We start from the raw sequence: 12,990 nt of genomic DNA, 5'->3' as shown, positions 1-12,990 counted from the left end.
CATGCCGGTACTGGTGATCACGGGCACGGGCACGGAGGTCGGCAAGACGATCACCACGGCCGCGGTAGCCGCAGCGGCGGTGGCAGCCGGCCGCACGGTGGCCGTCCTGAAGGCCGCGCAGACGGGTCTACGGCCGGACGAGCGCGGGGACGCCGACGAGGTGGCGAGGCTCGCGGGTGCGGTGACGGCGACCGAACTCGCCCGGTATCCCGAGCCGTTGGCACCTGGCACGGCCGCCCGCCGGGCCGGTCTGGCGCCGGTACACCCGCACGAAATCGCCGAAGCCGCCCAGAAGTTGGCGACCGAGCACGACCTGGTGCTGGTCGAGGGTGCGGGCGGGCTGCTCGTACGGTTCGACGAGGAGGGCGGCACGCTGGCGGACGCGGCGAAGTTGCTTGCCGCTCCGGTCCTGGTGGTGGCGCCGGCGGGTCTGGGCACCCTGAACACGACGGAACTGACGGCTCGTGAACTCCGTTCCCAGGGGCTTGAGTTGCTGGGTGTGGTGATCGGCAGCTGGCCCGACTCCCCCGACCTTGCGTCGCGTTGCAATGTGGCGGACCTGCCGGAGGTGGCGGGGGCGCCATTGCTCGGGGCGTTGCCGGAGGGGGCGGGCGCTCTGCCACCCGCCGACTTCCGTGCCGCGGCGGCGAGTTGGCTGGCGCCGCGGCTCGACGGGACGTGGGACGCCGAGGGGTTCGGGGAGCGGGAGGCTCCGGCGACCTGGGACTCCCGCTCGACCGGCGCAGTCTAAGAGGCCTCCCCCTCCGCCAACAGCCGTACCAGTTCGATGCGCGATCGGATGCCCAACCGGCTGAAGACACCCCGTAGATGGTGGTCGATCGTGCGGGGGCTGAGGGCGAGGCGGACGGCGATCTCGCGGTTGGTGGCACCGTCGGCCGCCATGCGGGCGACCATGAGTTGCTGGGCGGTCAGGCGGGTGGTCGGGTCGAGGGCACCCGGTGTGGGGAGGACCGTCGCGGTCACCGGGGTGCCGAGGGCGCGGAGTTCGGCGCGGGCCTGGGCGGCGCAGTGCGGGGCGCCGAAGGACTCGAATGCCTCCAGCGAGGTGTGCAGGCGGTCGCGGGCCTCGGTGCGGCGGCGCAGTCGGCGCAGGGCGCCGCCGAACAGCAGCTCGGTGCGGGCCCGTTCGAAGTCTCGGGTGCCGTGCGCGTGGAGGTCGAGGGCGACGCGGTAGTGGTCCACGGCTTCGTCACCGGGCGCGAGCAGGGCCCTGCAACGGGCGCTCAGGGCAAGGTCGTCGGGGCTGCGCACGGCACGTGCCCAGCGGTCGTAGTCGGCGTGTGCGGCTCGGGCGATCCGGGTGTCGCCGCTGCGGACGGCGGCCTCGACATAGTGCGGGGTGGCCAAGTGCCGTATCGCCCGGTGCCCGTGCCCCGGCCCGAACCCGGCGAGCGCACGCAGCCGGGCCGCGGCGGCGGCGAAACGGCCGCTGCTCAAGTCCAGGTAGGCGAGCGCCCATTGAGCGAGGGCGGCGGGCAGCCCCAGGCCCCGGCCGAGGGCGTACGAGCGGGCGGCGGCGGCACGTTCCCGGCAGACGTCGCCGTCCCCGGTGAGCGCCGCGAACATGGCGAGCGCGGCCTGCAGATGACAGGCGCCGTTGTCCTGCCCGGTGGCGTGGGCCTGCCACAGGGCGTCCGCCACGGCCGTCTCGGCGGCCCGCGGATGCCCGGTCCAGAACTCGGCGTACGCCCGGAACTCCATCGCCTGCGCCACGACCACGGTCGCCCCCCGCGCCCGCGCCGAGGCCGCCGCCCGCACGGTGGCGGTGGTGGCACGGGTGTGGTCACCGAGCATCAACGCGGCGATCCCGGCGTGGATGAGGAGGGTGGGGTCACCCCCGGGCCCACACCTCCCGGCGGCGGCCTTGAGCAGATCCCGCGCGTCCTCGTACCGCCCCTCGAACGCGGCGGCCAGTCCCCCCAGCGTCCCGTGCGGCACGATCCCCACCCGGGAGGCAACCGCAGCCGCCTCCCGGCACCGTCTCAGGTCCCCGGTGTAGACAGCGGCCTCGGTGGCTCGGGCGAGGAGGTGAACGGCGTGGTGGGGGGCGGGAGTTCGGGGTACGGCGGTGATGGCGATGCGGGGTGTCCCGGTCGTTCGGGGTGCCGCGGTCGACGGGGGCGTGGCCGTTCGCGGGGCTGCGGGCGACCGGTTTGTCTCGTCGGTCGACCGGGGTGCCTCGGTCACCCGGTTCGCCTCGGCAGACCGGGGTGTCTCGCTCAAGGAGGCCGCGGACTCCCCCGCCTCCCATCGCGCCACCGCGATCAGCAGCGCGTCGAACGCCTCGGCCGCGTTGCCCGCCCGCAACGCGAACACCCCGTTCAACGCGTCGCTGTCCGTCGCGGCCGCGAGTCTTCGCGCCCGGTCCCCTTCCCCGGACTGCCAGGCGTCACCGGCGGCCCGGTTGAGGAGGCGGGACTGTTCGCGCGGGTCGCTGGAGAGCGCGGCGGCGCGTTCCACGAGGGCGCAGGCCAGGGGGTGTTCGCCAGCGTCGCGTGCCTGTTGCGCGGCGGTGCGGAGTTCCGCGCTGAGCCGCACGCTGGGGCCGAGCGCGCCCGCGCCCCGGTGCCAGGAACGCCGCGGTGTCTCCCCCTCCGCACGCAACACCCTTGCCAACAACCGGTGTACGTCCCGCCGGTCCGCCGCCGACCCGGTCTCGTACGCGGCGATCCTCGTCCACGCGTCACGGAAGACGACCCCGCCGGCCGTCGGGTGCGCGACCCCGGCCGTCTCGGCGGACTCCAGGGGACGGGTGTCGAGTCGGCCGGCCGCGACGGCACGGAGGAACGCATGGGTGGCGACCGGGTACTGATCCGCCGCCGCGAGCAGCAACAGCAGCCGCGTGTCGTCGGGCAGGGCGCGGATCTCCCGGCGGTGCCGGGTGAGCAACTCCGGTGCCAGGGACGCCGGTTCGGTCGGGAGGGGGTCGAGGCCGGCGGCCTGGCGCGGGGTCAGGCGCGGGAGGAGTTCGGCGGCGGCGCGCGGATCGCCGTAGACCGCGCGGAGCAGCCGGATGCGGACCCCTTCGGGGAGCGCGGGGTCGAGGGTTCGCCCGGTGTCGGTGCGCGACGGGGGCGAAGTGCGGTCTAGGGAAGTGGGGTTCACCGGAGTCAGCACACAACTGACGTTACTGGCGAGTTAATTCACCCGTAAAGACCGGCGATTTCGCCGATGCGGCGCGCGTAGACCCGCGCCGACACTCCTGACAACCCCACCCGTATCAGGAGGCATCATGCAGCGCCACAAGCGTCGCATCGCCGCGGCCCTGTCGGCCGTGACCACCTCGCTCCTTCTGTCACTCTCCCTGGCCTCGACGCCCGCGCACGCGGCGAGCCACGATCCGATCGTGTTCGTCCACGGACTGAGCAGCGACTCCACCAGCTGGGACGACTGGATCGCGGACTTCGAGGCGGACGGCTACTCGTCCTCCGAGCTGTACGCGATCTCCTACGACTGGACGAAGTCGAACGTCACGACCGCTTCGACGCTGTCGACCTACATCCAGTCCGTCCTCTCCAAGACCGGCGCCTCGAAGGTCGACCTGGTGGTCCACTCCATGGGTGCGCTCAACAGCCGCTACTACCTCAAGAACCTGGGCGGGACCTCGTACGTCGACCACTTCGTGTCGGTCGCCGGCGTGAACCACGGCACCTCGATCGCCTCGCTGTGCGGCTGGCTGTACACGTCCTGCAAGGAGATGCAGACGGGGAGTTCGTTCCTCACGGCGCTCAACTCCGGTGACGAGACGCCCGGCAGCGTGTCGTACGCGGCCTACTGGTCGGACTGCGACGCGGCGATCGACCCGGACACCTCGGCCGAGCTGAGCGGCGCGACCAACGTGGACGTCGGGTGCATCTCGCACACCGACATGAACAACGACCACGGTGTCTACGAGCAGGTGCACGACTTCATCTCCTGACCCACCCCAGGGCGGCAGCGGGGGTGGTCAAGGACGGCAGGGGGGACAATCCCGGTAGGGACCGGTTTCGGCCCGGTCCGGCCCGGGAGGTCGCCATGCCGCTACGGTCCGCAGGCTCCGGCACAGTGCCGCGGGACGCCGTCCACCACCCGCTGTTCGCCCGTTACTACGCCCGTTTCAGCGTGAGCGCCGAGTCGCGGTTCGGCCTCGCCGGGATGCGGGACCGGCTGCTCGCCGGGCTCTCCGGGCGGGTGATCGAGATCGGCGCCGGGAACGGCCTGAACTTCGCGCACTATCCGAGCGCCGTCTCGGAGGTCGTCGCGATCGAACCCGAGCGGACCCTGCGGCAGCTCGCCGTGGAGTCCGCGCTCCGCTCCGACGTCCCCGTCGACGTGGTGCCGGGCGCGGCCGAGAAGCTGCCCGTCAAGAGCGAGGCCTTCGACGCGGTCGTACTGTCCCTGGTGCTGTGCAGCGTGCGCGACGTACCGCGGGCGCTCGCGGAGGTACGGCGGGTGCTGCGGCCCGGTGGAGTCGTACGGTTCTTCGAGCACGGCCGGGGCGGCGGACCCGCGATGGCGTTCACCCAGCGCGCCCTGGACCGCACGCTGTGGCCTCCGCTGAACGGCGGCTGCCATCTGGCCCGCGACCCGGTGGCCGCGCTGCGCGACGCGGGGTTCGAACTCGGCCCGTACCGGCGGGTGTTGATCCCCGAGAAGGGGCCCACCCTGCCGTCCTCGTACTGCGTCCTGGGCACCGCGTGGCGCCCTGAGACAGCCGACTGATCACAGGCTCCACTGGCGCAGTTCGTGCGCGATCTCGTCGACCGACGCCTCGCCGCTCTTGACCAACTGGGCCAGATCGCGGACCTGTTCGGGCGAGGTGACGACCTTCAGGCCGCTGGCGACGAGGTAGGCGTAGGCGACAGCCGAGGCGAAGAGGGCGTTGGAGCGCTCCAACGCGGGGACGTGGATGAGGAGTTGGAGTAAGGCGGCGGCACGTGCGTGCGGGCTGTCGTAGACGGGGACGTCGAATATGTCGGCCTGGTGGCGCGCCACGGCGGCGACGAGCGCGCCCCAGTCGGTGACCTGGGGGTCTCCGGGTGTGTTGTGTTCGGCGAGCATCAGCAGCCAGGCGAGGTCGATCCTGAGGTTGTTCAAGGGATCAGCGGCGACCTTCGCGGGTGCTCTTCCCGTCGGCGCCGAACTCGTCGGCGAAGACGGACTCGTACTGCTTCATGAAGTCGGCCGCGGCCTCGACGAAGGTGTGGCCGACCTCCCCGGTGTCCTGTCTGACCAGCTCTTCTATGTAGCGGTTGACGCTCATGCCACGCGCCAGGGCACGTTCACGGGCCGCGCGGGCGGTGCCTTCGTCCACGCGTACGTTCAACTGGGTCTTCGCCATACCTAGACGCTAGCGCCGAATTGCTAGCACCGGCAAGGGCTCGTCCGCTGGGTGGAGAGTGCCCCTTACACCGGTATCGGGGGCCCGACCTGGGATGGAGACCGCCTCGGTCGCACGGGGGATATCGGGTGTGCGGCGCGTCACACTAGGCTCGGCCCGCGGCGAAGGCGCCGGAACGACAGCGAGCGAAGACGACGAGCGAAGGAATCCCAGGGGGCCGTCTTGTCCACATCTGCTGCGCAGCACGCTCCAGGCCAGGCATCGGCCGGCGGGATCGCGGCCCGCGCCCGCGGGCTGACCAAGGCGTACGGCTCGGGCGAGACGACCGTGCTCGCCCTGGACTCGGTGGACGTGGACATCGCGCGGGGCCGTTTCACCGCGGTCATGGGCCCGTCGGGGTCCGGGAAGTCCACGCTGATGCACTGCCTGGCGGGGCTCGACACCGTCTCGGCGGGACAGGTGTGGCTCGGCGACACCGAGATCACGGGGCTGAAGGACCGCGAGCTGACGCGGCTGCGCCGGGACCGGATCGGGTTCATGTTCCAGTCGTTCAACCTCATCCCGACCCTCAACGCCGCCGAGAACATCACGCTGCCCATGGACATCGCCGGCCAGAAGCCGGACCAGAAGTGGCTGGATCAGGTCATCGACACGCTCGGCCTGCGCGACCGGCTCAAGCACCGGCCCTCCCAGCTCTCCGGCGGCCAGCAGCAGCGCGTGGCCTGCGCGCGGGCGCTCGCCTCCCGCCCCGAGCTGATCTTCGCGGACGAGCCGACCGGCAACCTCGACTCACGGGCAGGTCTGGAGGTCCTCGGCTTCCTGCGCGACGCCGTCGACGATCTCGGCCAGACCGTCGTCATGGTCACCCACGACCCGGGCGCCGCCGCCCACTCCGACCTGGTGCTCTTCCTCGGGGACGGGCGGATCGTGGACGAGATGGAGCGGCCCACGGCGGAGGGCGTGCTGGAGCGGATGCGCCTCTTTCCTGGGGGAAACCCCCAGACCCCCGGCTTCGACCTCGCGAGGGGCCAGTTCGACGGGCCCGATCCAGGCGCCGGTCCCGCTGAGAGCACAGCAGCCGCACCCGACGTAACCCTCGACAAGGACTGAACCCGTGCTGAAGGCGACCCTCCGGAGCTTCCTCGCGCACAAGGGACGGCTGCTGCTCTCGGCGCTCGCCGTCGTGCTGTCGGTGGCGTTCGTCGCCGGCAGTCTGATCTTCTCGGACACGGTGACCCGCACCTTCGACCGGCTCTTCGCGTCCACGTCCGCCGACGTGACCGTGGAGCCGAAGCAGGACCTCAAGTCCTCGGTGCCGACCGGCGCGACCGAGACCGTGCCCGCCTCGCTCGCCGGGCAGGTCGCGAAGGTCGCCGGGGTCGCCTCGACCCACGCGGACGTCTCCGTCGAGAACATCGTGGTGGTCGACAGCAGGAACAAGTCCGTCGGCCCGACCACCGGCGCCCCCACCATCGCCACCGACTGGTACCTCACCGACCGCAGCCCGGTGAAACTGACCTCGGGCCACGCCCCGCAGGGCGCCGACGAGGCACTCCTGGACGCGGACACCGCCGACAACAAGCACGTGAAGATCGGTGACACGCTGGCGGTCCAGGCGCAGCCGGGCACCTTCCACGTCAAGATCGTCGGCATCGCCACCTTCACCACCACCAACCCCGGCGCCGCCCTGGTCTTCCTGGACCCCGCCACCGCGAAGTCCCAGCTCCTGGGCGCCTCCGACCGCGCCACGAGCATCTCGGTGGACGCGGCGAAGGGTGTCGACGACGCCGTACTCAAGCAGCGGGTGACCGCCGCGATCGACTCCTCCGGTGCGTACGACATCAAGACCGCGAGCGAACAGGCGAAGTCGGCGGCCGCCGATCTGGGCGGTTTCCTCGATGTGATCAAGTACGTGATGCTCGGCTTCGCGGGGATCGCGGTGCTGGTCGGTGTCTTCCTGATCGTCAACACGTTCTCGATGCTGATCGCCCAACGCACCCGCGAACTGGGCCTGTTGCGCGCCCTGGGCGCCGACCGCAAGCAGGTGCGGCGGTCGGTGCTCACCGAGGCGCTGCTGCTCGGGCTGGTGGGCTCAACTCTGGGTCTGGCGGCCGGGATCGGGCTCGCGGCCGGGCTGATCAAGCTGATGACCGCGTTCGGGATGAACCTCAAGACCACGGAGATGGTGGTCGGTTGGCCAACTCCGGTGGCGGCATACGTTGTTGGGGTCGGCGTCACCTTCGTCGCCGCATATCTCCCGGCCAGGCGTGCGGCGACCGTCTCTCCGATGGCCGCTCTCGCGGACGCCGAAGTCGCGGGCGTGGGGCGGCCGTTGAAGGTGCGTGCGGTCGTGGGCTCGATCGTCGGGGTGATCGGCGTGGCCGCGCTGGCGGGTTGCGCCGCCGCGACGAAGACAGCCTCCTCCGCCTCCTTCCTGGGCCTCGGCATCGTCCTCACCCTCATCGCGACCGTGATCGCGGGACCGCTGCTGGTCCGCCCGATGATCCGGGTGCTGGGCGGCGCCTTCCCGGCCCTGTTCGGCTCGGTCGGCCGGATGAGCCAGCGCAACGCCCTGCGCAATCCGCGCCGTACGGGCGCCACCGCGGCGGCGCTGATGGTGGGGCTCGCGCTGGTCGGCGGGATGTCGGTGGCGAGCGCGTCCATGTCCAAGTCCTTCGACCAGCAGATCGACAAGACCCTGGGCGCCGACTTCGTGATCCAGAACGGCAACTTCCTGCCGTTCTCCAAGGAGGTCACGGACCACGTGCGCGCCACCGAGGGCGTCGGTCTCGTCGTACGGGCCCGCTTCGCGCCCCTCGCGGTCCGACTGCCGGACGGCAAGCGGGTGGAGACGACGGCGGCCGGTTACGACACCCCGCTCGACGACGTCGCCCACATCAAGTACGCGCAGGGCGGCACGAGTTCGGCGCTCGCGGCCGGACACCTCGCGATGGAGGCCGACTTCGCGAAGAAGCACGGCGTACGGATCGGCAGTGTGCTCCCCGTCGAGTTCCCGGGCGGACGTACGACGAAGCTGACGGTGGGCGCCCTCAGCGACCAGGGCTCTTCGGGCGGTTTCGGGACGCAGGGCGGGCTGTTCTTCGGGATCGCCACGGTCGAGAAGTACGTCCCGAACGGCCAGGACTCCTCGCTGTACGTGAACGCCGCGTCCGGCACCGGCGCCGACCAGCTCCGCAAGTCCCTTGAGACGACACTGAAGCCCTATCCGCAGGTCCAGGTCCGCGACCAGGCCGACTACAAGAAGCTCGTCCACGACCAGATCGCCGTCCTGCTCTACCTCGTGTACGCGCTGCTCGGGCTGGCCATCGTCATCGCGGTGCTCGGGGTGGTCAACACCCTTGCCCTGTCGGTCGTGGAGCGCACCCGCGAGATCGGCCTGCTCCGCGCGATCGGCCTCGGCCGACGCCAACTGCGGCGGATGATCCGGCTGGAGTCGGTGGTGATCGCCGTGTTCGGCGCGGTGCTCGGGCTCGGGCTCGGCCTGGTGTGGGGCGTCTGCGCACAGCAGGTCCTGGCGCTCCAGGGCATGAAGGCGCTCGCGATTCCCTGGACCACGATCGTCGCGGTGGTGATCGGCTCGGCGGTGGTCGGCATCGTGGCGGCGTTGCTACCGGCGCTGCGTGCGTCGCGCATGAACGTGCTGGCGGCGATCGCACACGAGTGATGGAATCGCGGTGGACACTCAAGTCGCCTTCCGTGGAGGAGAGTTCATGCCGCGCCCGTTCCGCTTCGGGGTCAATCTGCTCACGTCCGCGCCCGCCGACGAGTGGCGCGCCAAGTGCAGACGGGCCGAGGAACTCGGCTACGACGTGATCCTGGTCCCCGATCATCTGGGCATGGTCGCGCCGTTCCCGGCGCTGGTCGCGGCGGCGGAGGCGACCGAGCGGCCGCGGGTGGGCACGTTCGTGCTCAACGCGGGCTTCTGGAACCCGACTTTGCTGGCCCGCGAGGTGACCACGACCAACGATCTGACGGGTGGACGCCTCGAACTCGGGCTGGGTACCGGCTATGTGCAGGCGGAGCACGACACGGCAGGGCTGCCCTTCGGATCGCCGCGCGAGCGGGTGGACCATCTGCGTTACACGGTCCAGGAGTTGGAGCGGCTGCTGGACGCCGCGGAGTGTCGGGTACCGCTGCTGCTCGGCGGCAACGGCGACCGCATGCTGCGCCTGACCGCCGCGCACGCGGACATCGCGGCGTTCACGGGGGCGAGCCTGGAGCCGGGCAGCACGACGGGCAAGCTGGCACCGATCGACGCCGCCGGGTTCGACCAACGGGTCGCCCGCTACCGGGAGTTCGCGGCCGACCGCACGGAACCCGCCGAACTGAACCTGCTGATCCAGCAGGTGGCGGTGACCGACGACCCCGCGAGCGCGCTCAAGCCCCTGCTGGACCGGCGACCGGACCTGTCCCTGGACCAGGTCGTCGATCTCCCCGTCATGCTGATCGGCACCCTGGAACAGATCACCGCGAAGCTGCGGGCGCTGCGCGACCGGCACGGGTTCTCCTATCTCACCGTGCTGGAACCGCACCTGGAGGCATTCGCTCCGGTCATGGCGGAACTCCGGCGAAACCCGGTCGCCGCGCACACCCACCCTCTGCTTGGCTCTCCCCATGAGTGATCTTCATATCCGCAGCGCGGCCCTCTCCGACATCGACGCCTTGCTGGCGTTCTGGCGCGAGGCCGCCGAAGGCACGAGCATCAGTGACGACCGCGACGGCGTGGCCCGGCTGATCACCAGGGACCCGGACGCGCTGATCCTCGCGGAACGCGACGGAGAGCTCGTCGGGTCCGTGATCGCCGGTTTCGACGGCTGGCGCTGCCACCTGTACCGGCTGGCCGTGCACCCGGAGCAGCGCCGACAGGGCATCGGCTCGGCCCTCCTCACCGCGGCCGAGGAGCGGTTCGTGGCGCTGGGCGGGCGCCGCGGGGACGCGATGGTGCTGGAGCGCAACGAGACCGGGCAGCATGCGTGGCGCGCGGCGGGGTACGCACCCGAGGAGCAGTGGCGGCGCTGGGTGAAGCACCTCACCACCTGAACGCTTTGCCCATCCTTTACTATTGGCGGACCACTCCGATCCTCTGAATCTCTTCGAAAGGTGTGAGCGTCCGCCCATGGGCGAGCCTCCCAGTCCCGGCGCGCGACATCGCGCGAACCTCCCTGCCCTGTCCGATCATGGGACGGAGGTGACCCGATGACCGAAGTGCTGCTCCTGCTGGTGGCGATCCTGCTGTCGCTCGCCTGTGGTGCCTTCGTCGCGGCCGAGTTCTCGCTGACCACCGTCGAGCGCGGCGAGCTGGAGCGCGCGGTCGAGCGCGGCGAGCGGGGCGCCGCGGGCGCCCTGAAGGCCGTACGGAATCTGACGTTCCAGCTCTCCGGGGCGCAGCTCGGCATCACCGTCACCAACCTGGTCGTCGGCATGCTCTCCGAGCCGTCGATCGCCGCGCTGATCGCGGGCCCGCTGGAATCGCTGGGCATCTCGCACTCCGCGTCGAAGTCCGTCGCGCTGGTGCTGGGTACGGCGCTGTCGACGGTGTTCCTGATGGTCGTGGGCGAGCTGGTTCCCAAGAACTGGGCGATCTCCTCGCCGCTCAGCGTGGCGAAGCGGGTGGGGAACGCGCAGCGGTGGTTCAGTGCCGCGTTCCGCCCGTTCATCAGCCATCTGAACAACACGGCCAACCATGTGGTGCGGGCCTTCGGCCTGGAACCGGCCGAGGAGCTGGCCTCCGCGCGCGGACCGCAGGAGCTGGCCGCGCTGGCCCGGCACTCCGCGAAGGAGGGCGCGCTGGAGCCGGACACGGCCGAGCTGTTCGTCCGGACCCTCAACCTCGCCGACCTGACCGCGGAGAACGTGATGACGCCCCGCGTCCAGGTCGTCGCCCTCGACGCGCAGGCGACCTGCGAGGACGTGGCCAACGCGACCCGGGCGACCGGGCTGTCCCGGTTCCCGGTCTTCCGGGGCAACCTGGACGAGGTCGTCGGCACGGTCCACATCAAGGACGTACTGGCCGTTCCGGCCGACCGGCGGGCCCGTTTCCCCCTCTCCGAGGTCATGCGCGAACCCCTCCTCGTCCCGGAGTCCCTGACCGTGGACCGCCTCCTGGACCGGCTGTCGGGCAAGCGCACGATGGCCGTCGTCATCGACGAGTACGGCGGTACGGCGGGGGTCGCGACCCTGGAGGACATCGTCGAGGAGGTCGTGGGCGAGGTGCGGGACGAGCACGACCCGCACGAGACGCCCGACCTGGCCCCGGCCGGGGCGGACGACGACGGCCGCACGCTGTACTCGGCGGACGGCGCGGCCCGTATGGACCAGCTCGCGCGCGTGGGTCTGCGGGCGCCGGAGGGACCGTACGAGACGCTGGCCGGTCTGGTGGCCAATGAGCTGGGGCGGATTCCGGAGGTCGGGGACGTCGTCGAGGTCGCCGGGTGGCGGATGGACGTGGTGGACGCGTCGGGGCGGCGGGCCGCGCGGCTGCTGCTGCACGCGCCGCTCGACACGACCGGTTCCGGCTCCGATTCCGACACTGGTTCCGACTCCGCGAAGGGGGAGCTGTGACCGCCGTACAACTGCTGATCGGGTTGGCGACGCTGGTCGTCAACGCCTTCTTCGTGGCCGCCGAGTTCGCGTTGATCTCGGTGCGCCGCAGCCAGATCGAGCCGCACGCCGAGCAGGGCGACCGGCGCGCCAAGAGCGTGCTGTGGGGTCTGCAGCACGTGTCGGCGCTGATGGCCGCGGCCCAGCTCGGCATCACGCTGTGCACGCTGGTGCTCGGCATCGTCGCGGAACCGGCGATCGCCCATCTGCTGGAACCGGTGTTCCACGCGGTCGGCGTGCCGGAGGGCGCGGGGCACGCGGTGTCCTTCGTGATCGCGCTCGCCGCGGCGACCTATCTGCACATGCTGCTCGGCGAGATGGTGCCGAAGAACATCGCCCTGGCCGAGCCGGTCCGCAGCGCGCTGGTCCTGGGACCCCCGCTGGTGACGTTGTCCCGGGCGCTTCGCCCGGTGATCTTCACGATCAACACGTTCGCCAACACCCTGCTCAAGCTGCTGCGGGTCGAGGTCAAGGACGAGGTCACCGCGTCCTTCTCGGACGCCGAACTCGCCCGGATCGTACGGGACTCGGGCGAGGCGGGGCTCATCGACGAACGGGCCCTGGAGCGGCTCAACGACGCGCTGGAGCTGGGCAGGCGTCCCGTGCGGGACGTCGTACTCCCCCTCGAACGCGTCGACTACGTGGTCGCGGGCATCACCCCGGCCGAGTTGGAGGTGCTGTCGGCGGAGTCCGGCTTCTCCCGCTTCCCGGTGGTGGACGGCGAGCGCCGCATCATCGGCTACCTGCACGTCAAGGACGCGCTGGACGCCTCGCCGCGCAACGAGCCGTTCAAGGTGGAGGACATGCGCTCCATCGCGAACGTGAAGCAGGACACCCCCCTGGACGACGTCCTCACGGCGATGCGCAGCAGTCGGACACATCTCGCGGCGGTCCTCGACGAGGAGGGCCGGCTGACCGGGCTGGTGACGATGGAGGACGTGCTGCGGGAGTTGTTCGGGCAGCGGGCGTGAGGGAGTGAGGGGGCGGGCGGGCCGGGGTGCGGCGTCGGGCGTGCGGCTGGTCCGGGG

Annotated in this window: 12 protein-coding genes; 9 read left to right on the top strand and 3 right to left on the bottom strand. The window is 71.2% G+C overall.

Annotated features, from left to right (window positions below):
- Position 1: 1 nt before the first annotated feature.
- Positions 2–751, top strand: a complete 750-nt coding sequence (gene bioD, locus OO69_RS00060; RefSeq protein ID WP_033278224.1) for a dethiobiotin synthase — start codon at positions 2–4, stop codon at positions 749–751.
- Here bioD and OO69_RS00055 read toward each other — a convergent pair.
- Positions 748–3,138, bottom strand: a complete 2,391-nt coding sequence (locus tag OO69_RS00055; protein ID WP_033278223.1) for a LuxR C-terminal-related transcriptional regulator — start codon at positions 3,136–3,138, stop codon at positions 748–750. The two genes, bioD and OO69_RS00055, sit on opposite strands and share 4 nt — an antisense overlap.
- Positions 3,139–3,253: 115 nt before the next feature.
- Between OO69_RS00055 and OO69_RS00050 the strand changes: the two genes are divergently transcribed.
- The gene (locus tag OO69_RS00050) at positions 3,254–3,940 is read left to right on the top strand and encodes an esterase/lipase family protein (RefSeq protein ID WP_033278222.1); all 687 of its coding nucleotides are present in this window, start codon (positions 3,254–3,256) and stop codon (positions 3,938–3,940) included.
- 95 nt (positions 3,941–4,035) lie between these two features.
- The gene (locus tag OO69_RS00045) at positions 4,036–4,722 is read left to right on the top strand and encodes a class I SAM-dependent methyltransferase (RefSeq protein WP_033278221.1); all 687 of its coding nucleotides are present in this window, start codon (positions 4,036–4,038) and stop codon (positions 4,720–4,722) included.
- Here OO69_RS00045 and OO69_RS00040 read toward each other — a convergent pair whose 3' ends face one another.
- Together OO69_RS00040 and OO69_RS00035 are read right to left on the bottom strand one after the other, a co-directional pair.
- Positions 4,723–5,097 (bottom strand): hypothetical protein, encoded by a 375-nt coding sequence (locus OO69_RS00040; protein WP_033278220.1) that lies wholly within the window; start codon positions 5,095–5,097, stop codon positions 4,723–4,725.
- A gap of 4 nt (positions 5,098–5,101) precedes the next feature.
- Positions 5,102–5,341 carry a hypothetical protein gene (locus OO69_RS00035; RefSeq protein ID WP_033278219.1) on the bottom strand — a complete coding sequence of 80 codons (240 nt, stop codon included), beginning with the start codon at positions 5,339–5,341 and terminating at the stop codon, positions 5,102–5,104.
- Positions 5,342–5,563: 222 nt separating this feature from the next.
- On the opposite strand from OO69_RS00035, the gene OO69_RS00030 reads away from it, so the two are divergent.
- The 6 genes from OO69_RS00030 to OO69_RS00005 all read left to right on the top strand — a co-directional run bounded on the left by OO69_RS00030 (position 5,564) and on the right by OO69_RS00005 (position 12,933).
- Complete coding sequence (locus tag OO69_RS00030) at positions 5,564–6,451, top strand: ABC transporter ATP-binding protein (protein WP_033278218.1); 888 nt, start codon at positions 5,564–5,566, stop codon at positions 6,449–6,451.
- A gap of 4 nt (positions 6,452–6,455) precedes the next feature.
- The gene (locus OO69_RS00025) at positions 6,456–9,026 is read left to right on the top strand and encodes an ABC transporter permease (RefSeq protein ID WP_033278217.1); all 2,571 of its coding nucleotides are present in this window, start codon (positions 6,456–6,458) and stop codon (positions 9,024–9,026) included.
- A 46-nt stretch (positions 9,027–9,072) separates the two neighbouring features.
- The gene (locus OO69_RS00020) at positions 9,073–9,984 is read left to right on the top strand and encodes an LLM class F420-dependent oxidoreductase (RefSeq protein WP_033278216.1); all 912 of its coding nucleotides are present in this window, start codon (positions 9,073–9,075) and stop codon (positions 9,982–9,984) included.
- Positions 9,977–10,402: a GNAT family N-acetyltransferase gene (locus tag OO69_RS00015; protein WP_033278215.1), complete on the top strand. Its 426-nt coding sequence runs from the start codon at positions 9,977–9,979 to the stop codon at positions 10,400–10,402. The genes OO69_RS00020 and OO69_RS00015 overlap by 8 nt, the downstream gene beginning before the upstream one ends.
- Positions 10,403–10,558: 156 nt before the next feature.
- A complete protein-coding gene (locus OO69_RS00010) occupies positions 10,559–11,923 on the top strand; it encodes a hemolysin family protein (protein WP_033278214.1) in 1,365 nt (454 codons plus the stop codon).
- A complete protein-coding gene (locus tag OO69_RS00005; protein ID WP_033278213.1) occupies positions 11,920–12,933 on the top strand; it encodes a hemolysin family protein in 1,014 nt (337 codons plus the stop codon). Before OO69_RS00010 ends, OO69_RS00005 begins: the two co-directional genes overlap by 4 nt.
- Positions 12,934–12,990 lie beyond the last annotated feature (57 nt).

The organism is Streptomyces sp. NRRL F-525, assembly GCF_000716605.1.
GTDB lineage: Bacteria > Actinomycetota > Actinomycetes > Streptomycetales > Streptomycetaceae > Streptomyces.
Note: the sequence above shows the minus strand (reverse complement) of the source record. Positions and strands in the feature narration are given on the sequence as shown.